We start from the raw sequence: 21,835 nt of genomic DNA, 5'->3' as shown, positions 1-21,835 counted from the left end.
GTCAGCGGTTCGATCCCGTTAACCTCCATTTTTTGAGCCGTTAGCTCAGTTGGTAGAGCATCTGACTTTTAATCAGAGGGTCACAGGTTCGAGCCCTGTACGGCTCATATTCATATTTCATTTGCGGGTGTGGCGGAATTGGCAGACGCACTAGATTTAGGATCTAGCGCCGCAAGGCGTGGGGGTTCAAGTCCCTTCACCCGCATATTTAGCCGGCTTAGCTCAGTTGGTAGAGCATCTGATTTGTAATCAGAGGGTCGAGGGTTCAAGTCCTTTAGCCGGCACCATTTTGCGGAAATAGCTCAGTGGTAGAGCACCACCTTGCCAAGGTGGGGGTCGCGGGTTCGAACCCCGTTTTCCGCTTAGCCAATTCATTACGCCGGGGTGGCGGAACTGGCAGACGCACAGGACTTAAAATCCTGCGGTGAGTGATCACCGTACCGGTTCGATTCCGGTCCTCGGCATTGTTTTATATTTAGCACCCATAGCTCAACTGGATAGAGTGTTTGACTACGAATCAAAAGGTTAGGGGTTCGACTCCCTTTGGGTGCATTAGTTATATACGGGAAGTAGCTCAGCTTGGTAGAGCACTTGGTTTGGGACCAAGGGGTCGCAGGTTCGAATCCTGTCTTCCCGATAATAATTTTCATGGGGCCTTAGCTCAGCTGGGAGAGCGCCTGCTTTGCACGCAGGAGGTCAGCGGTTCGATCCCGCTAGGCTCCATTCTTATTTTAATATAAGAGTTTCGCGGTGTAGCTCAGCTGGCTAGAGCGTCCGGTTCATACCCGGGAGGTCGGGGGTTCGATCCCCTCCGCCGCGATTATACATTTGGAAGAGCCTGGACCTTTAGCTCAGTTGGTTAGAGCAGACGGCTCATAACCGTCCGGTCGTAGGTTCGAGTCCTACAAGGTCCATTGTGACGTTGTTTATAGTTTTATTTTTATCATGGAGGATTACCCAAGTCCGGCTGAAGGGAACGGTCTTGAAAACCGTCAGGCGGGTAAAACCGTGCAAGGGTTCGAATCCCTTATCCTCCTTTCTTAGGAATTAAGTTTCCTTAGTCTAATTATCGCGGGGTGGAGCAGTCAGGTAGCTCGTCGGGCTCATAACCCGAAGGTCGTAGGTTCAAATCCTGCCCCCGCAATTGCTTTTGATTTCAAAAGCATATAAAAAGAAAAGTATGGTTTGGTAGTTCAGCTGGTTAGAATGCCTGCCTGTCACGCAGGAGGTCGCGGGTTCGAGTCCCGTCCAGACCGCCATGCGGGTGTAGTTTAGTGGTAAAACCACAGCCTTCCAAGCTGTTGTCGCGAGTTCGATTCTCGTCACCCGCTTTTCTTTTTGGGCCTATAGCTCAGCTGGTTAGAGCGCACGCCTGATAAGCGTGAGGTCGATGGTTCGAGTCCATTTAGGCCCATAATTTTATAAAATGGCCCGTTGGTCAAGCGGTTAAGACACCGCCCTTTCACGGCGGTAACACGGGTTCGAGTCCCGTACGGGTCATAGTTTTGTTACGGAGGATTACCCAAGTCCGGCTGAAGGGAACGGTCTTGAAAACCGTCAGGCGGGTAAAACCGTGCAAGGGTTCGAATCCCTTATCCTCCTTTCTTAGGAATTAAGTTTCCTTGGTCTAATTATCGCGGGGTGGAGCAGTCAGGTAGCTCGTCGGGCTCATAACCCGAAGGTCGTAGGTTCAAATCCTGCCCCCGCAATTGCTTTTATTTTTTAAAGCATACATTTGCATAAAGCAAAAACGAATTGGTTTGGTAGTTCAGCTGGTTAGAATGCCTGCCTGTCACGCAGGAGGTCGCGGGTTCGAGTCCCGTCCAGACCGTTTTTGGCTCGGTAGCTCAGTTGGTAGAGCAATGGATTGAAGCTCCATGTGTCGGCAGTTCGATTCTGTCCCGCGCCATCCAAGAAAAATTTGCGGGTGTAGTTTAGTGGTAAAACCACAGCCTTCCAAGCTGTTGTCGCGAGTTCGATTCTCGTCACCCGCTTTTTTCTTATTTGGGGCCTATAGCTCAGCTGGTTAGAGCGCACGCCTGATAAGCGTGAGGTCGATGGTTCGAGTCCATTTAGGCCCATTTATTTCTTGGGGAAGTACTCAAGTGGCTGAAGAGGCGCCCCTGCTAAGGGTGTAGGTCGGGAAACCGGCGCGAGGGTTCAAATCCCTCCTTCTCCGTTTTTCTTTTTAATGGCCCGTTGGTCAAGCGGTTAAGACACCGCCCTTTCACGGCGGTAACACGGGTTCGAGTCCCGTACGGGTCATAGTGAAGCATACAAACATTGTTTGTATGCTTTTTTTATTTTTATTACAAAAAAATGTCGTTGAAAGCGTTGACATTTGTTGTAAATATGTTATTCTTTGGATGTAGGGATAAGTAAATAGATGGATAGTGATTGTTTAAAGACAAGCTAAACCTAATTTTTTCATGAAGCGACAGGTGTGTCGTTCTTTTTGAAGAAATTGGGTTTTTCTTTTTTCAACGAAACACAAAGGAGGTGGGGCATTGATTATTCACAAAATTTTAAACAATAATGTGGTTATTACATTAGATGATGATAAACGAGAGCAAATTGTTATGGGCAAAGGAATTGCTTTTAAGAAACGCATTGGTGATTGGGTTCCTGATGAAAGTATCGATCAAGTTTTTTATTTAGCCAATCAAGAAACATCACTTAAGTTTCAAGAATTGTTAGGAAATATTCCTTTAGAGATGATGAAACTCTCGGATGACATTATTGTTTATGCAAAATCAACGTTGAAAAAGAGTTTGAATGATACCATTTATATTTCTCTGACGGATCATTTGTACACAGCTTTAGAAAGAAAAAAACAAGGAATTGCAATTAAGAATTTATTATTATGGGATATTAAACGTTTTTTTCCTGAAGAGTACGAAGTAGGAGTAAATGCTTTAAAAATGGTACAAAAGCGCGTAGGAATGGAATTGTCAACGGATGAGGCAGGTTTTATCGCATTGCACTTGGTGAATGCGGAGATGGAGGAAGAAGTCGGTAATATTTACGAATTGACAAAGTTGATGCAAGAGATTACAAATATCGTCAAATACTATTTTAAGGTAAGTTTTGATGAAGACTCTGTTTACTTTTATCGATTTAGCACACATTTAAAATTTTTCTGTTATCGCTTATTACACCAACGTGAAGTTGTCGAAAATGATGATGAAGAACTGTATGCGGTAATTAAAAAGAAATATCTCAACGCCTATCGTTGCGTGGAAAAGATCAGCTTGTATTTAAATGAGAACTATGACTATCAAGTTTCAAATGAAGAACGCTTGTACCTAACGATTCACATTGCACGAATTGTACAAACAACGGAACAATAAACGCACCACTTTGGATAGTGACATTCAGTTGGCTAAACCTTCAAATGAAAATAAATTTTTGGAGGAAAAAAAGATGGGAAAATATCATGAACTAGCAGAAAAAATTGTAAAAAATGTCGGTGGGCAAGAGAATATTAATAGTTTGACACATTGTATCACACGTCTTCGCTTCAAATTAAAAGATGAGAGTCAAGCGAATGATGATGTCTTAAAAAATATGGACGGTGTGGTAACTGTTATGAAAAGCGGTGGACAATACCAAGTCGTTATTGGGAACCATGTTCCAGCCGTTTACGAAGAAGTAGTTAGTATTGCAGGCTTGTCAGGAGAACGTGAAGAAGAAGCTTCCAGTGGGAATTTATTTGATCGCTTAATAGATATTTTAAGTGGTTGTTTCCAACCCTTTTTAGGGGCGTTAGCAGCGGCTGGGATGGTCAAAGGGTTAAATGCCTTATTGGTTTTCTTAAAGCTCTATACGGCTACGTCAGGGACTTATACCATGTTAAATGGGATTGGCGATGCAATTTTCTACTTTATGCCAGTTATTTTAGGTTATACAGCAGCTAAAAAATTCCGGTTGCATCCAATGGTAGGGATCGTGATTGGCGCAGCTTTATGTTACCCAACGATTCAAGGAAGTGCATTACAAACGGCCTTTGAAACAACAGCGGGTGCGGGAGCCGCAGCACCGTATAATTTATTCGGCTTACCTGCCTATAATACATTTATGGGGATTCCTTGGGTCGGTGCGAACTATACAAGTAGTGTCGTACCAATCATCTTCATTATTGCTTTTGCGGCACAAGTTCAAAAAGTGTTTAAACGGATTATTCCAGAAGTTGTTCAAACGTTCTTAGTACCGTTTTTCGTCTTGTTGATTGCCTTACCAATTGGTTTCTTAGTAATTGGGCCAATCGTTAGCATGCTAACAGATTTATTAAGCGCTGGCTTTACAGCATTAATGAGTTTCTCACCAGCTTTGTATGGTTTGATTCTTGGTTTCTTCTGGCAAGTCTTAGTTATTTTTGGTTTACATTGGAGCGTTGTGCCATTAGCTATTATGCAAGTGACACAAGAAGGTTCAAGCCAAGTATTAACGGGATCATTTGCAGCTAGTTTTGCGCAAACAGCGGTTGTTTTAGCGATGTTCTTCAAATTGAAAGATAAAAAGTTAAAAGCTTTGTGTCCGCCAGCAATTATCTCTGGTATTTTTGGTGTAACAGAGCCAGCAATTTATGGAATCACTTTACCGAAAAAATGGCCATTTATTTATTCAATGATTGGTGGCGCTGTCGGTGGTTTATATTTGATGATCAACAATGTGACAGCTTATACAATGGGTGGTTTAGGAATTTTCGGTGTGCTAAACTTCATCAATGGTGATGATGCAAGTGGGATGATTCAGTCCTTTATTGCAATTGCCATTGCAGCGGTCGTTGGTTTTGGTCTAACATTCTTCTTCTGGAAAGACAATACAGTTGAGGAAGAAGAAGTGATTATTGATAAAACAACGATTAAAAAAGAAAATATTACAAGTCCAGTCAAAGGACGAGTGTTATCTTTAAAAAATGCAGAGGATCCTGCTTTTGCAAATGGAGCATTAGGAAATGGGGTCGTGATTGAACCAACGGAAGGCAAAGTGGTTGCACCCTTTGATGGAACGATTGTCACACTATTCCCAACAAAACATGCATTAGGTTTGATTTCAGATAACGGCACAGAATTATTGATTCATATTGGGATTGATACAGTTCAATTAGAAGGCGAAGGCTTTGAAGCTTTTGTAAAACAAGGTGACCGCGTGAAAAAAGGTCAAACATTAGTAACCTTTGATTTAGAAGGAATTAAAAAAGCTGGGTTTAGTACACAAATTCCAATCGTTGTGACGAATACAGCGGATTATTTAGATATTTTGGAAGTCGGCAGTAATGAAGTTTCAACAAGTGATGATTTGCTGACCGCTTTAATATAAAAAGATGTGGAGGAAGAGAATTTATGGCATTTAGAAAAGACTTTTTATGGGGTGGCGCAACAGCAGCCAATCAATGTGAAGGTGGCTATAACGAAGGCGGACGCGGTTTGGCAAACGTCGATTTAGCGCCAACGGGTCCAGATCGTTTTCCAGTAATCACTGGTGAAAAGAAAATGTTTAACTTTGATGAAGAACATTTCTATCCTGCACAAGAGGCAATTGATATGTATCATCGCTATAAAGAAGATATCGCCTTATTTGGTGAAATGGGTTTTAAAACATACCGTTTATCCATTGCTTGGAGTCGAATTTTTCCAATGGGAGATGAAACAGAGCCGAATGAAGAAGGCTTGAAGTTCTATGAAGACTTATTCAAAGAATGTCATAAATATGGGATTGAGCCACTAGTAACGATTACACACTTTGACTGCCCAATGCACTTAGTGGAAGAATATGGCGCTTGGCGTAGTCGTAAGTTAGTAGGTTTCTATGAAAATCTTTGCCGTGTAATTTTCAACCGATATAAAGGATTAGTCAAATATTGGTTAACATTTAACGAAATTAATATGATTTTACATGCACCATTTATGGGAGCAGGTCTATACTTTGAAGAAGGCGAAAACAAAGAACAAGTGAAATACCAAGCGGCCCATCATGAACTACTAGCAAGTGCAATTGCGACAAAAATTGCTCATGAGGTAGATCCTGAAAACCAAGTAGGTTGTATGTTAGCGGCTGGTTCCAACTACGCTTATACTTGTAAACCAGAAGATGTTTTCGCTGCTCGACAAGCAGATCGTGAAAATTATTTCTTTATTGATGTCCAATCACGTGGGGAATACCCTGCGTATGCTTTAAAAGAAATGGCCCGTAAAGGTATTCAAATTGAAATGGAAGAAGGCGACGAAGAACTTTTAAAAGAACATACGGTGGACTTCATTTCGTTCTCTTATTATTCTTCTCGTGTCACATCAACAGATCCAGAAATTAATGAACAAACAGCTGGTAACATCTTTGCCTCTGTGAAAAATCCTTATCTAAAAGCCAGTGAATGGGGTTGGCAAATTGATCCACTTGGTTTGAGAATTACGATGAATGACTTATATGATCGTTATCAAAAACCACTATTCATTGTTGAAAATGGCTTAGGAGCGGTAGATACACCAGACGAAAATGGTTATGTAGTCGATGATTATCGTATCGATTATTTGGCGGCGCATATTCAAGCGATGAAAGATGCCGTTGAACAAGATGGTGTCGACTTGTTAGGCTATACGACTTGGGGCTGTATTGATTTAGTATCAGCTGGAACAGGTGAAATGAAAAAACGCTATGGCTTTATCTATGTGGATCGCGATAACGAAGGAAATGGTACGTTAAAACGAAGCAAGAAGAAATCGTTTGATTGGTACAAAAAAGTAATCGCAACAAATGGTGAAGATTTAAGTAATTAATAAAATTAGCAACTATTAAAGGGCGTTTGACGTTGGTAGAAAAAACAAGGACTCTTCTGCCAGCGTCAATTCCCTTGATGGTTTCTTTGTTATGCCTAAAAACAGAGGGAAAGAGGGATTTTATGGGATTTCCAGAAAATTTTTTATGGGGCGGCGCAACAGCTGCTAACCAATATGAAGGTGGCTACCTTTCAGGAGGCAAAGGTCTGAGTACATTAGATGCAATTACTGGTGGTAGTCAAACAGAACCGCGACGGATTACGTATTTAACTAAAGAAGGCCAAAAAGCTTCGTGTACGCGCGATCAAGCATTACCCGAAGGAGCGATTGGCTATATCGATGAAGAATTATACTACCCTAGTCATGTAGCGACGGACTTTTACCATCATTACGAAGAAGATATCGCCTTGTTTGCAGAAATGGGTTTCAAATGTTTTCGGCTGTCTATCGCCTGGAGCCGGATTTGCCCAAATGGAACAAAAGAGATTAATGAAGAAGGCTTAGCCTTTTATGATAAAGTTTTTGATGCTTTGCTGCGCCATGGAATTGAGCCTGTTGTGACGATTAACCATTTTGATATTCCGATGTATTTGGCCGATGAATATGATGGTTGGAAAAATCATGAAGTGATTGATTTCTTTGTTTTCTTTTGCGAAACCATTTTTACACGTTATCAGGATAAAGTGAAGTATTGGATGACTTTTAATGAAATTAATTTTTTAAGAAGTTGGACGCAAATTGGGATTCACAATAATGATAAACAAAGTAAATATCAAGCGGCGCATCATCTATTTGTAGCAAGTGCGAAAGCAGTTGAATTGGGACATTCCATCAATCCAGATTTCCAGATTGGTATGATGGTGGCTTATATACCGAGTTATCCTTTGTCCTGCAAACCTGAGGACGTGATGGCAGCTGTTCAATTTAACCGAGAGCAAGAATTTTATATGGATGTCCAGGCTAAGGGATATTATCCAGCGCATAAGCTCAAAGAATTTGAGCGTGAAGGAATGACAATTCAAATGGAGTCAGAGGATTTAGCGATTATTCAAAAAGGAACAGTTGATTATATCGGGTTTAGTTATTATATGTCGACTGTTTCGACTGCTTATCCCGAAGAAGTAAAATATGTCGGAGGCAACCAAATGCCTGCGGTTAAAAATCCTTATTTGCAAGAATCTGAATGGGGCTGGGCTGTCGATCCTTTAGGGTTAAGAATTTCATTGTGTCAGTTGTCAGATCGTTACAATATGCCATTGTTTGTGGTTGAAAACGGGTTCGGTGCGGTGGATACATTGCAAGAGGATGGCTCGATTGTCGACGATTACCGCATTGATTATTTTAAACAACATATTGAAGCCATGAGAACCGCAGTAGAAGAAGACGGGGTTAACTTAATTGGTTATACGCCATGGGGTTGTATTGACTTAGTTTCAGCAGGGACTGGCGAAATGAAAAAACGTTACGGTTTTATCTATGTAGACATGGATGACCAAGGTCAGGGAACCTTGAAACGAACTAAGAAAAAATCATTTAATTGGTACAAACAAGTTATCGCTAGTAATGGTGAAAACTTAACAACTGAGTAGAAAATGAGGGGAAATAAAAAATGAAAAAACGATTGACGATTGTGGGGATGCTTTTTCTGGCCATTTTAGTAATGGTTGGTTGTGGTAAAAATCAGCAAGCAACGACAAAAGAAAAAGAGACAAAACCTGAAGAACTAACTCTTTACATTGTGCGCCATGGAAAAACCATGTTAAATACGACGGACCGCGTACAAGGATGGTCAGATGCGGTCTTAACACCAGAAGGTGAAAAAGTTGTGACAGCAACTGGGATTGGTTTGAAAGATGTTGCCTTTCAAAATGCATATAGTAGTGATAGTGGCCGCGCCTTGCAAACTGCTCAACTTATTTTAGATCAAAATAAAGCAGGCAAAGACCTTGAAGTCGTGCGTGACCCAGATTTACGTGAATTTAATTTTGGTAGCTATGAAGGGGATTTAAACAAGACAATGTGGCAGGATATTGCTGATGATCAAGGTGTTTCCTTAGAAGAATTTATGAAAAACATGACTCCTGAATCCTTTGCCAACAGCGTAGCTAAACTGGATCAACAGCGCGAGGAAAGCAAGAATAACTGGCCTGCAGAAGACTATGCTACAATTACCAAACGTTTGAAAAAAGGCTTAGATAAAATTGTTGCCACAGAATCAGCCAATCCCGGGAATGGCAATGTTTTAGTGGTCTCTCATGGCTTGAGTATTTCAGCGTTGTTAGCAACTTTATTTGATGATTTTAAAGTCCCAGAAGGCGGTTTGAAGAATGCTAGTGTCACAACAATTCATTACAAAAATGGCGAATATACTTTGGATAAAGTCAATGATGTCAGCTACTTAGAAGCAGGCGAAAAAGAATCAAAATAATCTAAGTCATCGAGAAACGGTCTAGTTAGGAGTTGGTGGAGCAAGAAAAGGGTTGCTTTACCAACTCCTATTGTTTTTTTATTAAAAGTGAAGGCTTACCTCATCACATTTTTAAATAGAAGTGGTTCGAGCTCAAAAATGATTTATCGCATAACTATGCTGACTAGATTTTGGACCGTTTTTTTTACTAACTGAATAAAAGCATGTTCTGATGGGGTATTTTTACATTTATATTAAGTGAAAATTAGAAATTATTTTTTTAATTAGTGAATCAACTATTAAATAAATAGCATGAAAACATTGTGACATGTATCTGTTAAAAACCAGTCCTTTTTCTGACTATTGTTGTTTTAGTTAATGAAATAGGTTGTTATTTATTATCTAAATTGTATAAGGCTGTTACTATGTTTGCTTATATTAGTAATGTGTCCCTATAAAATAGAATAATAGCTATGTCTATTTAAAATAGTGTATGCTACTATTTTTTACAACAGACAAATTTATGAAAGTAAGACTGTTTGTTGAAAAATAATTTATATATTAATGAAAAAATTTAAGAAAGTGTATTGATGGTTTCAAGTGAAGCGATATAATTAATTTCATTAGAGAGAAGTGTTAGAATGGCGAGAAAGCAATGGTTTATTGTTAAGTCAATGTTACTATCATTCCTTATTTTGGGAGTCCTTTCCTTTATTTTCAAAGAATATATTTTTTAAAATGTTGGTTTATTAAGGGCTTCGTTAGCTCTGATAGTATTTTTCATTGGCGAGTATATCTATTTAGACTATACTTTATCAAATAACAGGGCTTTATTGATCTGTTCGGTGTTGATATTTCTGCTTTCAGCTTCATTGTTATTTTAATAAGGGAAGTGTAGGAAAAATAAATGATGATTTGAAACGGTTATTATCAGCTACTTAGAAGCAGGCGAAAAAGAGACAAAATAATCCCTGGATTAGAGAAACAGTCTATTTAGGAGTTGGTGGAGCAACAGAAGGATTGCTTCACCAACTCCTATTGTTGTGTTCTTTTTTTATTAAAGGTAGAATCAGAAAGAAGAATTTTTTCATTGGGAGGAAATGAGATGAAAAATAGAACAAAATCACGTTGGAAAAAAATTGTCCTAGGACTCGGGCTTTTTTTAGCGGTATTAGTCATCGGCCTGACTATTTTTATTAAAAATAGTACGTATCAAGCAACCGATTCAGCCTTAAAAATAAGTCAAAGTGCTACGCAAGAAAAAAACTATGATTATTACACAAACGGGCAAAAAAATGATACAGCACTGATTTTTTATCCAGGTGCATTGGTTGCGCCCGCTAGTTATAGTGAATGGGCGCAAGAAGTTGCTACGAAAGGTTATGATGTCTATGTTGTTCATTTTCCTTTGAATTTAGCGGTTCTTGCACCAAATGCTGCAGAACAAATTATAAAGGATCATCCACAACAAAACTTCGTTTTGGCTGGACATTCTCTGGGTGGTGTGATGGCTAGCCGTTTTGTAGCGGAAAATGAGCAACGAATCAAAGGCATGATTTATTTAGCTAGCTATCCTGACGAAAAAGGTGCACTAAACAAGCAAGATCTGCCGGTTCTGTCAATAACAGCTACAAACGATGGTGTTTTAAATTGGACTAGCTACCAAAAAGCCAAACAGTTCTTGCCGAAAGATACGCAGTATGTATCTATCAAAGGTGGTAACCATGCAGGGTTTGGTAATTACGGTGTCCAAAAAGGAGACAACAAAGCGACAATTTCTAACGAGCAACAGCAAACAGAAATCAGTCAATTGATTGTAGCGTGGCTACAATTACGCCCCAATAAATAATCCGATGAGCCGAAATGTTATTTTTTCGGCTCATTTTTACTGCGATAAACAGAGGGGGTTACGCCTGTTTCTTTTTTAAAAGTGGTGGCAAAATATGCTGCGGTTTGGAAGCCAACTTTTTTCGCGATTTGTTGAATCGTAAGGGGTGAATGGAGAAGCAATTCTTGGGCTTGCCTAATTCGGACACTTGTTAAATAAGCTAATGGGGTTTGTTTCGTCTGTTCCTTAAAGGTTCGCTGCAAATGAAAGGGACTACCGTGGCAGGTTTGCGCTAAATAGTCTAAACTTAAAGGTTCCGCTGAATGCCGATCAATAAATTGCTTAATTTGAGCAACCCATTCCTCGTTAGGAACGACTTGCCCGGTTGGTTGACATCTTTTACATGGACGAAAACCAAGTGTTAAAGCTTCCTGAGCCGTTTTGAAAATCAGAACGTGGTTCTTGTTGGGCACACGTGAAGGGCACGAAGGACGACAAAAAATTTTAGTTGTGGTCACACCATAAAAAAAATCACCATCAAATTGCGTATTATTATTTTGAATGGCTTCCCAACGTTTCTGAGTAAGTCGATACGTTGTTTTCATTGTAAGCACACCTCCCGTTTTCTTCATTGTAAAAGAATCCCTAATAAAAACAAGTAAAAAGTGATAGGAGCGCAAGATTTTGAAAGCCAAAAGAATTATAATGAAGATAAGAAAACACGAGAAAGAAGTGTAGACATATGGTAAAAAAGATTTATTATGCGCAACAAGAATGGCAGAACGATCACTATTATCTTGGTGTGACAGACGCTGGACTAACTTTTGTAGGTTCAGCCAATCAATCGATAGAAGAGCTGAAAAACTGGTACTCTCAAGCACAATTAGAAGCTTCTGAAAAGAAAACTGCGCCTTATAAAGAAGCATTAATAAGTTATCTTAACCAACATTCGACAACGTTTGCTTGCCCCATAGACATCGAAGGAACGCCCTTTCAAAAAGAAGTTTGGCAGGCGTTGCAAGAAATCCCTTATGGTGAGACAATGACCTATCAAGAAATTTCAGAAAAAATTGGGCGTCCACGTGCGGTTCGAGCAGTTGGCACAGCGATTGGGAAAAATCCTTTATTAATGGTCATTCCTTGCCATCGAGTCATCGGCAGCAAGGGACAATTAACCGGTTACCGTGGTGGTTTAGCAATGAAACAAGCATTATTAACATTTGAACAGTCTTAAAAGGAGGCGGCGATGAACAACTATCAATGGTATACAGAACAATGGGGAAAACCTACAAGAGAGGATGATTTGCTGTTTTTATTGTTGACGGTGGGTGTTTTTCAAGTTGGTTTAAGTTGGAAAGCAGCAGCAGGGAAAAAAGTAGCATTCATGAAAAATTTTTGCCAAATGAAGCCGGAAAAAGTTGCCGCGCTGTTGCCTGACGAAGTCGATCGAATAGTAGCTGATCCAGATATGATTCGCAATCGGCGCAAAATTGAAGCAACCATTAAAAATGCGCAAGCAATTTTAAAAGTACAAGAAGAATTTGGCAGTTTTGCCAATTATCTATGGCAATTTGTAAAAAACGTCCCCGTTTTATCTATTTATGAAGAAGCATACCAAGTCCCACGCACACAGCTTTTGTCAGATAACGTAGCAAAAGACTTAAAAAAAAGAGGATTTTCTTTTGTAGGTCCGATTGTCACCAATATGTTTCTGAAAGCTAGCGGGATTATCCAGGTGGAAATTTTAAATCCAGAATAAAGGAGTGTTAGGATGTTTGAAAATGAATCTCTCAGTTTTGAAGAACAAACAATTATTCAAGCAGCAGAGCGTTATGTTCAACAAGAATTAGCCAACGAAGCAAGTGGCCATGACTGGTGGCATATTTATCGAGTGACACAATTAGCAAAAACAATTGCAGAGAAAGAACAAGCAAATTTATTTTTATGTATATTAACAGCATTGTTACATGACATTGGCGATGAAAAATTTAACGAAAGTGAAGAGGCTGGCTTGCTAAAGGTGCAACAATGGTTGGAAGCAAATAACGTATCAACAGAGCAAACGAATCACATCCTTTCCATTATTGCTAATATGTCCTTTAAAGGAGGAAATACTGGGAAAACAGTTACTACATTAGAAGGAAAAGTGGTCCAGGATGCGGATCGACTAGATGCCATCGGCGCAATTGGAATTGCACGGGTGATGGCTTATTCGGGAAATAAAGGCCGTTTAATTCACGATCCTCATAAACAACCTCGTGAACAGTTAACCCAAGAAGAATACCGGAATGGGGAAGATACTGCTATTATGCATTTTTATGAGAAACTTTTAAAGTTAAAGGAACAAATGAATACAAATTATGGTCGCTTATTGGCGGAAAAGCGTCATCAATTTATGGAACTTTATCTGGAGGAATTTTATCAAGAGTGGGATGGACACCGATAAATGAGGGCCAACTAAAACAGTCAGTACATTTCTTTTTGAATTTTAAGAGAACTCTTTTTTACAAATACCTCAGAAGTGGTAAAATGATGGATGAATAAACGGGTGGTTTATCTTAGTTTTACGTTACATATAGGAGGTAATTATGGAGACAAAAAAATCGAGTGGCATGTTTGCAGTTATTGCCGCGCTGATTGCGAATATTTTAGTAGCGATTAGTAAATTTGTTGGTTTTGCTTTAAGTGGTAGTACCGCTATGATGAATGAAAGTATCCACAGTGTCGTGGACTGTAGTAATCAGGTGTTATTACTTTTTGGGAATAAGCGCGCTTCTCGTGGACAAAGTGCGTTACATCAATTTGGAGAAGGCCGTGCAAAATACTTTTTTAGTACAATTGTTGCAACGATGCTCTTTTTTGGTGGGGGCGCGTTAGGCGTAATGGAGGCTATTCAGAAGTTACTGCATCCCTCTCATGAAGTAGAAAATGTGGCTATTGTCATTGGTATTTTAATTTTTGGTTTGCTTGTGGAAGGTAGCTCTTTGCGTGTAGCGATGAAAGAAATCAAAGAATTGAATACAGAGAAGTTATCGCTCTTAAAATTTTTGCGAGAAAGTCGTCACAGTGAAATTTTAATTATTTTTACGGAAGACTTTTGTGCGGTTATTGGTTTGTGTTTAGCTTTGGTGGGAACCCTTTTAACAATGGTAACTGGAATTGCTGCATTTGATGCTATCAGTGGTTTACTGATTGGTTTACTATTAATGTGTGCAGCCATTTTCTTAGCGAAAGAATTTTATAGTTTGATTATTGGTGAAAGTGTGACTGCTAAAGATTTAGCAAAAATTAAAACTGCATTTGATCGGGCGGATGTTGAAAAACTAATTGATGTAAAGACCGTTCATTTAGGTCCAACTGAAATTTTAGTAGCGGCAAAAATTGATGTGGTAGAACCAATGGAAGAAGATGCACCTGATGTTGTGAATGCGATTGAACGAGACATTCGCAGTAAAATGCCTGATAAAAAAATCTATATCTATATTGAAGTTGACGATTATGATGTGAATTACGTTCGTAAATAACAAATGAAAGAATAACTTTAAAAAACAATATGGGGGAAGAAACGATGCAAGAGGCAATTATAACAAGTACAGTAGATTTAACCAGTGGTGGTTGTAACGCCTGTGGTTTAGTGGAAGATACCGTCTACACATTAGCAATGAATGGAGTGGACATTCCGTTAGATGGCTTGACTGTTGCTCATCTAGTTTCTGCTGTTGTTGCCAGAAATGGATTTAAACAGGAGCTACAAATGGATATGCTAGATGACGAATATATCCTTTATCGAAAAGAAGACACAGCAGTAACCTTTAAAGAAGCGTACAATCATTTAAGCTACGATAACGGTTCTGAAAAAATCCAATCTAAAAATAAACTGGAAGATTTATCAAAACTTTTTGAACAAGTTAATCAAATCCTAACAACTGTTTTTGGAATTGGAACTGTCAATTTTATTATAGAATAAAGTACAAAATAGAACAGAAATTGGACAATCAATGAGTGAAAGAGATCGTCCAATCTCTGTTTTTTAATGTATAAATAGAAAATAAAGACAAAAAATGATTAAGTTAAGTGAACGCCTTTATCGACATAAATGATGTCACCGACCACACCACTAGCTAGTTCACTGACTAAAAAGGCACAAGTGTTTCCGACTTCTTCAATGGTTACACCTGTTTTATCTGGTGTCCGCTCATTAGAAATACTAATCAATTGATCGTAGTCTTTTACACCAGTCACAGCCAATGTTTTAATCGCTCCTGCGGAGATTCCGTTGACACGAATTTTATCTGCAGCTAATTCAAAAGCTAAATATTTCACGGCAGTTTCTAAAGAAGCTTTAGCAATCCCCATCATATTGTAGTTAGGAATCGCACGTTCGGAACCTAAATACGTCAATGTGACAATTCCTGAACCAGGATTTAACAAAGGTTTCGCATAATGAGTGACTGCTAAAAGAGAGTAGCTACTAATATCTTGTGCTAATAGGAAACCATCACGAGTGATGTCACTAACGTTTCCAGACAATTCTTCTTTTTTGGCAAAAGCAATCGCATGGACTAGTCCATCGATCGTGCCCACTTCATTTTTAATTGTTTCAAAGGCTGCTTGAATGGACGCGTCAGAAGCAACATCGCATTCCACCAACAAATCATTTTCATCTGCTAATTTAACCACTTGCTTTTTCATGCGTTCATTTTGATACGTATAAATAACATTGGCCCCTTGATCTTTTAATGCTTTTGCACAACCCCAAGCAATACTTTTTTTGTTGGCAACACCCATTACGACGACATTCTTATTTTGTAAAAACATATAAAATCTCCTTTAATAAAAAATTTTTGTTGATAGAATAGGCTTTTCTTCATCAAAATGTAAAAGTTACATTTATTGAGTTGACGAATAAAATTTCAACTGGTATTATCTGTGTGAGAATGATAACAAAATCTTCTCAATTTTCTAATCTTGAAAAAAACAGACATTTTTCCTGATGTCTGAATTATTAACCAAAATACTTTGAAAGTCAAACTATTTTTCTTATTTTTTGGGAAAAAGTGCTGGAAACCGCATGAAATAATAGTTTGATAATCAAAATAAACTCGGAGGTACAGTATGAAAAGAGTGGTCATAACCGGCATGGGTGCCGTAACACCATTAGGCAATACCGTAAAAGAATTTTGGCATAATCTAGTGGATGGCAAGCTAGGAATTGGCAAAATTACTAAATTTGATTCTGAAGATACTGGGGTAGCTTTGGCTGGTGAAGTGAAAGAGTTTGACCCAAGTGCTGTTTTAGAACGCAAAGAGCAAAAAAGAATGGACTTATTTTCTCAATATGGCTTGGTCGCTGCTTTAGAAGCTTGGGAAATGAGTGGTTTAACAGAAGCAACGATTGACCCGACTCGTTTAGGTGTGATTGTCGGTAGTGGGATTGGCGGGATGACTACCTTACAAGACCAAGTACGGGTAATGGATAAAAAAGGCGCAAAACGCGTAACACCATTTTTCGTGCCCATGGTAATTGCTAATATGGCAGCGGGAAATATTTCGATTCGTTTAGGTGCAAAAGGACCTTCTCAAACTATCGTGACTGCTTGTGCTTCTGCGACGAATGCGATTGGTGAAGCTTTTCGCACGATTAAATATGGTTTAGCGGACATGATGGTAACTGGTGGGACAGAAGCCACAGTATGTGAAATTGGGATTGCAGGCTTTGCAGCATTGAATGCTTTAAATACAACAGAAGATGCGACTCGGGCTTCGATTCCTTTTGATAAAGAACGAAAAGGTTTTGTGATGGGTGAAGGCGCAGGAATGCTGGTTTTAGAAGAACTCGAGCATGCACAGAAACGTGGCGCAACTATCTACGGCGAAATTGTTGGATATGGCAGCAACTGTGATGCTAGCCACATGACCGCTCCTTTAAAAGACGGTAGTGGCGCGGCGGCTGCGATGGAAATGGCGATTGCGGAAGCAGGGATTACGCCGGAACAAATTGGGTATATCAATGCTCATGGTACGTCAACCCCAGCGAATGACGCTGCGGAAACAACGGCCATCAAACGTGTCTTTGGTGAGCGAGCATCGCAAATTCCAATTTCAAGTACAAAGAGTATGACTGGACATTTATTGGGCGCGGCTGGCGGTATCGAAGCGATCGCTTGTGTGCAAACATTGCAAGAAGGAAAAGCTCATCCGACAGTAGGCTACCAAGTTGCTGATCCAGATTGTGATTTAGATTATGTCACAGAAGGTGCACGTGACATTACAGCGGACTATACAATTAGTAATTCGTTTGGCTTTGGTGGCCATAATGGTGTAATTTGCTTGAAGAAATGGGAGGAAAACTAGTATGAAAAAAGTAATGACTGCAACAGAAATTATGGAAATGATTCCTAATCGCTATCCGATTTGTTATATTGATTATGTGGATGAAATTATTCCAAATGAAAAGATTATTGCAACAAAAAATGTGACAATTAACGAAGAATTTTTCCAAGGACATTTCCCTGGAAATCCAACAATGCCAGGCGTTTTGATTATTGAAGCATTGGCACAAGTAGGTTCGATTTTAATCTTAAAAATGGATCAATTTGAAGGTGAAACGGCCTATATTGGCGGTATCAACAAAGCAAAATTCCGTCAAAAAGTGGTCCCTGGTGATGTCTTGAAATTACATTTTGAAATCGTCAAATTACGTGACTTTGTCGGCATCGGCAAAGCGACTGCTTACGTGGAAGATAAAAAGGTCTGCGAATGTGAATTGACGTTTATTGTGGGACGATAAGAATCAATCAATTTTGGATACGTTAGTTTCCCTAAGAAAAGGAATAAGTCACAATGGCTTATTCCTTTTTAAATTTATATAAATAACACTAACGCAAAAAAACATGCTATAATCATAAAAAGCTTACGTGAAGGTGGTAAGCTTATGAGTAAAACAATTTACAGGAGGGTTTTTCTTTTGGATATTTCAGTAGAGTTTTCGGGACATAAATTGGCGAATGTGTTAATGAACGCATCAGGCATTCATTGTATGACAATTAAGGAAATGGACGAGTTAGCGGCTTCTCAAGCAGGTGCTTTTGTCGCTAAGACGGCAACACCTAATCCTCGTCAGGGCAATGAGGAGCCTCGGTATTTTGATACACCATTAGGAAGTATTAACTCAATGGGCTTGCCTAATTTAGGGATTGATTATTATTTAGATTATCAGATTGCACGTCAAAAGGAATTTCCTGAGGAGTTACGCTTTTTATCTGTATCTGGTATGAATTATGAGGAAAATATCGCTATTTTAAAAAAAGTGCAAGAAAGTGAATACACAGGAGTGACAGAATTTAATTTGTCTTGTCCCAATTTGCCTGGTAAACCGCAAATTGCTTATGATTTTGAATTAACAGAAAAGCTTTTAACAGAAGTTTTCCAATTTTTTACTAAACCATTAGGTGTAAAATTACCCCCATTTTTTGATATTGCACATTTTGACGCAATGGCTGAAATTTTAAATAAATTCCCTTTAGTATACGTGAATAGTATTAATAGCATCGGTAATGGTTTATATATTGACAGTGACAAGGAAGAAGTGGTCATTAAACCAAAAGGAGGCTTCGGTGGACTGGGCGGCGAATATGTCAAACCAACAGCGTTAGCCAATGTTCGTGCGTTTGCGCAACGTTTGAAACCAGAAATCAAAATTATTGGAACGGGCGGTATTACATGTGGAAAAGATGTTTTTGAGCATCTTTTATGTGGTGCGACATTAGTACAAGTCGGCACACAATTGCATCAAGAAGGTCCACAAGTTTTTGCGCGTCTAGCCAAAGAATTACAAGAAATCATGGCAGCAAAAGGTTATGAAAGTATTGAAGAATTTCGTGGGAAATTGAAAGAGATGTAACAAAAAAACCGTCAAGAAATTTTCTTGACGGTTTTTTGTTATTTCACAGCCTTAACATTTTCCATAAAGGCTTCCAAATATTCAGGTTGTGTTAATTGTTGGTTACAGGTGTCGCTATCATGGCAAATGTAATTGCCTTTTTTCGTGTAGGTTCCGTCGCCGCCTGATTTGGTGGTAGCTAGGAACATAGACACATTCGTGATTGTTTGACAGATGGAGCAAACACCTTTAACAATGGTGGGTGAAAGGGTGCCGTGGACGCCGATTAATTTATTTTCTCGATAAGCTAAGATAAATTTTTTCTGAGTCCCAGCGTCGTTCCAACCGACATAGGTATTGTTCCGTAAATCCATGTTTTCCCACTCAGGAATCTTTAACTTTTTCACTTTGCGAAAGACTTTCGTGACTTGTGGTGTTGAAGGTTCTTTAAAGGGCAACACGGTTTCTTTTAATTCATCTAAATATTTTTCAGCACGTGCGCGTGTTAAACGACGATCCATCACTTTGTCCAACAAAATCGTAACAGCAGGGTGTTCTTCTGGAAATAACCCATTGATTTTTTCGGCACATAGGGCCTGGACAGTTTTGACAGTCGTAGCATCGTTAACAGACGTATAGGTGTTTAGTAACACAGCGACTTGTTCTTTAATTATGTTAAATTGGTAAGGTTGAATAGTTGGGTTCATGATTTTAAATTCCTTTCAAATAGACCGAGTACATACGCTGAAAGGCAATTTGTCTCACCAACGTATGTTTAGTGACAGACAACCTCATGTGTTTTTGATAAAGATAGCGTTTGACGTATCATATCATCACCCCCTTTAATGATTGATTTTTTCTATGTAAAAAGTGAAAATAATTGATGAAAGCTTGGTAATTCTAACGCAATTCAAGAAAAAAGGCAAGTTAAACTCGTTTTATTTCCCAATTCAATGTCTGGGGAGTGATAAACTTCTAAAAAAGATACGTGATTTCCTAGATTAATCCTAGGTTATTTGCTACAATAATGAAGAATTAACCAGAGAAAAGGAGAAATTACAATGATTGCAGCAAGCGATTTAAAAGCCGGTATGACTTTTGAGCAAGACGGCAAATTAATTAAAGTAATGGAAGCTAGCCACCACAAACCAGGTAAAGGTAACACGGTTATGCGTATGAAATTAAAAGATGTTCGTACGGGTTCTACAACAGATACAACAATGCGCCCAGATGAAAAAGTGAAAAAAGCGCACATCGATACAAAACCGGTTCAATATTTATACAGCCAAGATGATATGGCTATTTTCATGGATTTAGAAACATATGAACAATATGAAGTACCAACTGCTTTAATTGAAGAAGAACTAAAATATTTATTAGAAAATATGGAAGTAAAAATTCAATTTTATGGTGAAGAAGTCATTGGTTTAACTTTACCAACAACGGTAATCTTACGTGTTGCTGAAACACAACCTTCAATCAAAGGCGCAACAGTAACTGGTTCTGGTAAACCCGCTACAATGGAAACAGGATTAGTTGTTAACGTTCCAGATTTTGTTGAAGCAGACGAATTATTAGAAATCAATACTGCGGAAGGTACGTATTTAAAACGTGCTAAATAAGTAGCAGAAAAACAGAAGGCTAGCCTTCTGTTTTTTTTTGGTCTATTAATTCTTTTGCCTATAAGAAAACCATTGGTGTGATAGGAAATAGCAATCGTTAGAATCGTTGACACTAGAAAATGGGAAATGGTATAGTTTGGTCAACACATGACGAAGGAGGAAATCAACCATGACGAAAAAACAAGCTAGCCCTTTTTTAGAAACGGAAAGCTGTTGTTGTATGGTGCAAAATAGTGCAGCATACTCTTTTGTGATGGGGAAAACCTCCGTTATTTCTGAAAAATTGCCTAACACGATTCCTCTCTGAATCTAGACAACCAGAAATAAACAAAAAAGGTGCTGATGCGATCAGCACCTTTTTGTTTTATGTACATGTATTAGAAGGAGGAATTCGCTATGATTGCTCAGTCAATTTTAGACACAATCGGAGCAACACCATTATTTGAATTTACAAGTGAACAATATCCTATGCCAGAAGGCACTAAAATTTATGCGAAACTAGAATATTTGAATCCAGGTGGCAGTGTCAAAGATCGGCTTGGTGTGCATCTTCTCAAAGAAGCAATGAAAACGGGAAAGATAAATCAAGCCACAACAATTATTGAACCGACAGCGGGGAATACAGGGATTGGACTTGCATTAGCTGCCAGTCAACTGGGCCTCAAGACAATCTTTGTTGTGCCAGAAAAATTTAGTCAGGAAAAACAACAGCTGATGCAAGCGTTAGGTGCTAAAATTGTCCCTTCGCCAACAGAGCAAGGGATTGTCGGAGCGATAACTAGTGCCCAAGACTTAGCCAAGGAAATTCCTAATAGTTACGTGCCGTTACAATTTGAAAATCCGGATAATCCTGCTGCTTACTACGAAGGATTAGGACCTGAAATTGTTCAAGACCTAGGCGGGAAGATTACTAGCTTTGTCGCAGGTTTAGGCAGTGGTGGAACGTTTGCTGGTGTTGGCAGATATCTCAAAGAACAAAATAGTAAGACGCAATTATGGGGCGTGGAGCCAGAAGGTTCAATTTTAAATGGCGGACCTGCACACGGACATGAAATCGAAGGCATTGGCGTGGAGTTCGTGCCGCCTTTTCTTAAACAGATTCCTGTGGACGGCTTTTATACCATTTCAGACGAGGATGGTTTTTTCTGGGTCAAACAATTAGCCAAGAAAAGCGCTTTGCTGGTGGGAAGCTCCAGCGGCGCAGCGTTTGCGGCGGCATTAAGAGAGGCGCGCCGCTTACCAGCAGGCAGCACAATTGTAACTATTTTTCCTGACGGTAGTGACCGTTATTTATCAAAAAATATTTATTCTTAGGAGGAA

At 39.1% G+C, this 21,835-nt stretch carries 20 protein-coding genes and 25 tRNA genes (1 of these 45 only partly in view); 42 read left to right on the top strand and 3 right to left on the bottom strand.

From position 1 onward, the window contains the following. The 31 genes from IGL80_RS12800 to IGL80_RS12650 all read left to right on the top strand — a co-directional run. Positions 1–28: transfer RNA gene (locus IGL80_RS12800), tRNA-Val, on the top strand (it extends 45 nt beyond the left edge of the window). A 6-nt stretch (positions 29–34) separates the two neighbouring features. Beyond that, a tRNA-Lys gene (locus IGL80_RS12795) sits at positions 35–107 on the top strand. 16 nt (positions 108–123) lie between these two features. After that, positions 124–205, top strand: a tRNA-Leu gene (locus IGL80_RS12790). A gap of 6 nt (positions 206–211) precedes the next feature. After that, a tRNA-Thr gene (locus IGL80_RS12785) sits at positions 212–287 on the top strand. Between the two features lie 4 nt (positions 288–291). Next, positions 292–363, top strand: a tRNA-Gly gene (locus tag IGL80_RS12780). Between the two features lie 15 nt (positions 364–378). Then, positions 379–464 (top strand) — tRNA-Leu (locus tag IGL80_RS12775). A gap of 14 nt (positions 465–478) precedes the next feature. Next, positions 479–552, top strand: a tRNA-Arg gene (locus tag IGL80_RS12770). Between the two features lie 11 nt (positions 553–563). After that, positions 564–637 (top strand) — tRNA-Pro (locus IGL80_RS12765). Positions 638–650: 13 nt separating this feature from the next. Then, positions 651–723 (top strand) — tRNA-Ala (locus IGL80_RS12760). A 23-nt stretch (positions 724–746) separates the two neighbouring features. Then, positions 747–820 (top strand) — tRNA-Met (locus IGL80_RS12755). A gap of 20 nt (positions 821–840) precedes the next feature. After that, positions 841–914, top strand: a tRNA-Ile gene (locus IGL80_RS12750). A gap of 33 nt (positions 915–947) precedes the next feature. Beyond that, a tRNA-Ser gene (locus IGL80_RS12745) sits at positions 948–1,037 on the top strand. Between the two features lie 33 nt (positions 1,038–1,070). Next, positions 1,071–1,144: transfer RNA gene (locus IGL80_RS12740), tRNA-Met, on the top strand. 38 nt (positions 1,145–1,182) lie between these two features. Continuing rightward, a tRNA-Asp gene (locus tag IGL80_RS12735) sits at positions 1,183–1,259 on the top strand. A gap of 1 nt (position 1,260) precedes the next feature. Then, positions 1,261–1,331 (top strand) — tRNA-Gly (locus tag IGL80_RS12730). A gap of 9 nt (positions 1,332–1,340) precedes the next feature. Then, a tRNA-Ile gene (locus IGL80_RS12725) sits at positions 1,341–1,414 on the top strand. 14 nt (positions 1,415–1,428) lie between these two features. After that, a tRNA-Glu gene (locus tag IGL80_RS12720) sits at positions 1,429–1,500 on the top strand. Between the two features lie 12 nt (positions 1,501–1,512). Continuing rightward, a tRNA-Ser gene (locus tag IGL80_RS12715) sits at positions 1,513–1,602 on the top strand. Between the two features lie 33 nt (positions 1,603–1,635). Then, positions 1,636–1,709, top strand: a tRNA-Met gene (locus IGL80_RS12710). Positions 1,710–1,757: 48 nt separating this feature from the next. Next, a tRNA-Asp gene (locus IGL80_RS12705) sits at positions 1,758–1,831 on the top strand. Positions 1,832–1,836: 5 nt separating this feature from the next. Then, positions 1,837–1,909 (top strand) — tRNA-Phe (locus tag IGL80_RS12700). 14 nt (positions 1,910–1,923) lie between these two features. Next, positions 1,924–1,994 (top strand) — tRNA-Gly (locus IGL80_RS12695). 13 nt (positions 1,995–2,007) lie between these two features. Then, a tRNA-Ile gene (locus IGL80_RS12690) sits at positions 2,008–2,081 on the top strand. Positions 2,082–2,091: 10 nt separating this feature from the next. Beyond that, a tRNA-Ser gene (locus IGL80_RS12685) sits at positions 2,092–2,179 on the top strand. Between the two features lie 14 nt (positions 2,180–2,193). Next, positions 2,194–2,265: transfer RNA gene (locus tag IGL80_RS12680), tRNA-Glu, on the top strand. Positions 2,266–2,507: 242 nt separating this feature from the next. After that, positions 2,508–3,350, top strand: coding sequence for a BglG family transcription antiterminator LicT (gene licT / locus IGL80_RS12675; RefSeq protein ID WP_002355181.1), 843 nt, complete (start codon positions 2,508–2,510; stop codon positions 3,348–3,350). A 73-nt stretch (positions 3,351–3,423) separates the two neighbouring features. Next, positions 3,424–5,322 carry a beta-glucoside-specific PTS transporter subunit IIABC gene (locus IGL80_RS12670; protein ID WP_002358327.1) on the top strand — a complete coding sequence of 633 codons (1,899 nt, stop codon included), beginning with the start codon at positions 3,424–3,426 and terminating at the stop codon, positions 5,320–5,322. 23 nt (positions 5,323–5,345) lie between these two features. Next, positions 5,346–6,776 carry a 6-phospho-beta-glucosidase gene (locus tag IGL80_RS12665; RefSeq protein ID WP_002355183.1) on the top strand — a complete coding sequence of 477 codons (1,431 nt, stop codon included), beginning with the start codon at positions 5,346–5,348 and terminating at the stop codon, positions 6,774–6,776. Positions 6,777–6,898: 122 nt separating this feature from the next. After that, complete coding sequence (locus IGL80_RS12660) at positions 6,899–8,365, top strand: glycoside hydrolase family 1 protein (RefSeq protein ID WP_002358329.1); 1,467 nt, start codon at positions 6,899–6,901, stop codon at positions 8,363–8,365. Between the two features lie 20 nt (positions 8,366–8,385). Then, on the top strand, positions 8,386–9,204 hold the full coding sequence (locus IGL80_RS12655) for a histidine phosphatase family protein (protein WP_002358330.1): 819 nt from the start codon (positions 8,386–8,388) through the stop codon (positions 9,202–9,204). 1,084 nt (positions 9,205–10,288) lie between these two features. Further along, positions 10,289–11,032: an alpha/beta hydrolase gene (locus tag IGL80_RS12650; protein ID WP_010708242.1), complete on the top strand. Its 744-nt coding sequence runs from the start codon at positions 10,289–10,291 to the stop codon at positions 11,030–11,032. A 17-nt stretch (positions 11,033–11,049) separates the two neighbouring features. Here the strand turns inward: IGL80_RS12650 and IGL80_RS12645 are convergent, their stop codons facing one another. Beyond that, a complete protein-coding gene (locus IGL80_RS12645) occupies positions 11,050–11,643 on the bottom strand; it encodes a bifunctional transcriptional activator/DNA repair enzyme AdaA (RefSeq protein ID WP_002358333.1) in 594 nt (197 codons plus the stop codon). A gap of 110 nt (positions 11,644–11,753) precedes the next feature. On the opposite strand from IGL80_RS12645, the gene IGL80_RS12640 reads away from it, so the two are divergent. The 5 genes from IGL80_RS12640 to IGL80_RS12620 all read left to right on the top strand — a co-directional run bounded on the left by IGL80_RS12640 (position 11,754) and on the right by IGL80_RS12620 (position 14,978). Then, complete coding sequence (locus tag IGL80_RS12640) at positions 11,754–12,245, top strand: methylated-DNA--[protein]-cysteine S-methyltransferase (protein WP_002358334.1); 492 nt, start codon at positions 11,754–11,756, stop codon at positions 12,243–12,245. A 12-nt stretch (positions 12,246–12,257) separates the two neighbouring features. Then, on the top strand, positions 12,258–12,770 hold the full coding sequence (locus IGL80_RS12635) for a DNA-3-methyladenine glycosylase I (protein ID WP_002355189.1): 513 nt from the start codon (positions 12,258–12,260) through the stop codon (positions 12,768–12,770). Positions 12,771–12,782: 12 nt separating this feature from the next. Continuing rightward, on the top strand, positions 12,783–13,457 hold the full coding sequence (locus IGL80_RS12630) for an HD domain-containing protein (protein ID WP_002355190.1): 675 nt from the start codon (positions 12,783–12,785) through the stop codon (positions 13,455–13,457). A 142-nt stretch (positions 13,458–13,599) separates the two neighbouring features. After that, the gene (locus tag IGL80_RS12625) at positions 13,600–14,535 is read left to right on the top strand and encodes a cation diffusion facilitator family transporter (protein WP_002358335.1); all 936 of its coding nucleotides are present in this window, start codon (positions 13,600–13,602) and stop codon (positions 14,533–14,535) included. Positions 14,536–14,564: 29 nt separating this feature from the next. Continuing rightward, positions 14,565–14,978, top strand: coding sequence for a DUF4809 family protein (locus tag IGL80_RS12620; RefSeq protein ID WP_002358336.1), 414 nt, complete (start codon positions 14,565–14,567; stop codon positions 14,976–14,978). A 98-nt stretch (positions 14,979–15,076) separates the two neighbouring features. On the opposite strand, the gene fabI is transcribed toward IGL80_RS12620, so the two are convergent. Continuing rightward, on the bottom strand, positions 15,077–15,829 hold the full coding sequence (fabI, locus tag IGL80_RS12615; protein WP_002358338.1) for an enoyl-ACP reductase FabI: 753 nt from the start codon (positions 15,827–15,829) through the stop codon (positions 15,077–15,079). A gap of 297 nt (positions 15,830–16,126) precedes the next feature. On the opposite strand from fabI, the gene fabF reads away from it, so the two are divergent. The 3 genes from fabF to IGL80_RS12600 all read left to right on the top strand — a co-directional run bounded on the left by fabF (position 16,127) and on the right by IGL80_RS12600 (position 18,914). Continuing rightward, positions 16,127–17,365, top strand: a complete 1,239-nt coding sequence (fabF, locus tag IGL80_RS12610) for a beta-ketoacyl-ACP synthase II (protein WP_002358339.1) — start codon at positions 16,127–16,129, stop codon at positions 17,363–17,365. Between the two features lies 1 nt (position 17,366). Further along, on the top strand, positions 17,367–17,801 hold the full coding sequence (gene fabZ, locus IGL80_RS12605; RefSeq protein WP_002355197.1) for a 3-hydroxyacyl-ACP dehydratase FabZ: 435 nt from the start codon (positions 17,367–17,369) through the stop codon (positions 17,799–17,801). Between the two features lie 144 nt (positions 17,802–17,945). Further along, the gene (locus IGL80_RS12600) at positions 17,946–18,914 is read left to right on the top strand and encodes a dihydroorotate oxidase (RefSeq protein ID WP_002404623.1); all 969 of its coding nucleotides are present in this window, start codon (positions 17,946–17,948) and stop codon (positions 18,912–18,914) included. A gap of 38 nt (positions 18,915–18,952) precedes the next feature. Here the strand turns inward: IGL80_RS12600 and IGL80_RS12595 are convergent, their stop codons facing one another. Next, entirely contained in the window at positions 18,953–19,600 is a 648-nt protein-coding gene (locus IGL80_RS12595; protein ID WP_002355200.1) for a FusB/FusC family EF-G-binding protein, read from the bottom strand. 354 nt (positions 19,601–19,954) lie between these two features. Between IGL80_RS12595 and efp the strand changes: the two genes are divergently transcribed. The 3 genes from efp (at position 19,955) to IGL80_RS12580 (ending at position 21,829) form a co-directional block, all read left to right on the top strand. Next, a complete protein-coding gene (gene efp, locus IGL80_RS12590) occupies positions 19,955–20,515 on the top strand; it encodes an elongation factor P (protein WP_002355202.1) in 561 nt (186 codons plus the stop codon). A gap of 169 nt (positions 20,516–20,684) precedes the next feature. Then, positions 20,685–20,822 carry a hypothetical protein gene (locus tag IGL80_RS12585; RefSeq protein ID WP_002355203.1) on the top strand — a complete coding sequence of 46 codons (138 nt, stop codon included), beginning with the start codon at positions 20,685–20,687 and terminating at the stop codon, positions 20,820–20,822. 89 nt (positions 20,823–20,911) lie between these two features. Continuing rightward, entirely contained in the window at positions 20,912–21,829 is a 918-nt protein-coding gene (locus IGL80_RS12580) for a PLP-dependent cysteine synthase family protein (RefSeq protein ID WP_002358341.1), read from the top strand. Positions 21,830–21,835: the final 6 nt, after the last annotated feature.

This window comes from Enterococcus sp. DIV2467a, assembly GCF_050532945.1.
GTDB lineage: Bacteria > Bacillota > Bacilli > Lactobacillales > Enterococcaceae > Enterococcus > Enterococcus faecalis.
Note: the sequence above shows the minus strand (reverse complement) of the source record. Positions and strands in the feature narration are given on the sequence as shown.

Excerpts from the sequence above, each read along its gene's own strand:
- IGL80_RS12620 (WP_002358336.1), top strand. The coding sequence starts at position 14,565 with ATGGGGGAAGAAACGATGCAAGAGGCAATTATAACAAGTACAGTAGAT.
- IGL80_RS12655 (WP_002358330.1), top strand. The coding sequence starts at position 8,386 with ATGAAAAAACGATTGACGATTGTGGGGATGCTTTTTCTGGCCATTTTA.
- IGL80_RS12585 (WP_002355203.1), top strand. The coding sequence starts at position 20,685 with ATGACGAAAAAACAAGCTAGCCCTTTTTTAGAAACGGAAAGCTGTTGT.
- efp (WP_002355202.1), top strand. The coding sequence starts at position 19,955 with ATGATTGCAGCAAGCGATTTAAAAGCCGGTATGACTTTTGAGCAAGAC.
- IGL80_RS12580 (WP_002358341.1), top strand. The coding sequence starts at position 20,912 with ATGATTGCTCAGTCAATTTTAGACACAATCGGAGCAACACCATTATTT.
- IGL80_RS12665 (WP_002355183.1), top strand. The coding sequence starts at position 5,346 with ATGGCATTTAGAAAAGACTTTTTATGGGGTGGCGCAACAGCAGCCAAT.
- IGL80_RS12600 (WP_002404623.1), top strand. The coding sequence starts at position 17,946 with ATGAGTAAAACAATTTACAGGAGGGTTTTTCTTTTGGATATTTCAGTA.
- fabZ (WP_002355197.1), top strand. The coding sequence starts at position 17,367 with ATGAAAAAAGTAATGACTGCAACAGAAATTATGGAAATGATTCCTAAT.
- fabI (WP_002358338.1), bottom strand. The coding sequence starts at position 15,829 with ATGTTTTTACAAAATAAGAATGTCGTCGTAATGGGTGTTGCCAACAAA.
- IGL80_RS12660 (WP_002358329.1), top strand. The coding sequence starts at position 6,899 with ATGGGATTTCCAGAAAATTTTTTATGGGGCGGCGCAACAGCTGCTAAC.
- IGL80_RS12595 (WP_002355200.1), bottom strand. The coding sequence starts at position 19,600 with ATGAACCCAACTATTCAACCTTACCAATTTAACATAATTAAAGAACAA.
- IGL80_RS12635 (WP_002355189.1), top strand. The coding sequence starts at position 12,258 with ATGAACAACTATCAATGGTATACAGAACAATGGGGAAAACCTACAAGA.
- IGL80_RS12630 (WP_002355190.1), top strand. The coding sequence starts at position 12,783 with ATGTTTGAAAATGAATCTCTCAGTTTTGAAGAACAAACAATTATTCAA.
- fabF (WP_002358339.1), top strand. The coding sequence starts at position 16,127 with ATGAAAAGAGTGGTCATAACCGGCATGGGTGCCGTAACACCATTAGGC.
- IGL80_RS12645 (WP_002358333.1), bottom strand. The coding sequence starts at position 11,643 with ATGAAGAAAACGGGAGGTGTGCTTACAATGAAAACAACGTATCGACTT.
- IGL80_RS12640 (WP_002358334.1), top strand. The coding sequence starts at position 11,754 with ATGGTAAAAAAGATTTATTATGCGCAACAAGAATGGCAGAACGATCAC.
- IGL80_RS12650 (WP_010708242.1), top strand. The coding sequence starts at position 10,289 with ATGAAAAATAGAACAAAATCACGTTGGAAAAAAATTGTCCTAGGACTC.
- IGL80_RS12625 (WP_002358335.1), top strand. The coding sequence starts at position 13,600 with ATGGAGACAAAAAAATCGAGTGGCATGTTTGCAGTTATTGCCGCGCTG.
- IGL80_RS12670 (WP_002358327.1), top strand. The coding sequence starts at position 3,424 with ATGGGAAAATATCATGAACTAGCAGAAAAAATTGTAAAAAATGTCGGT.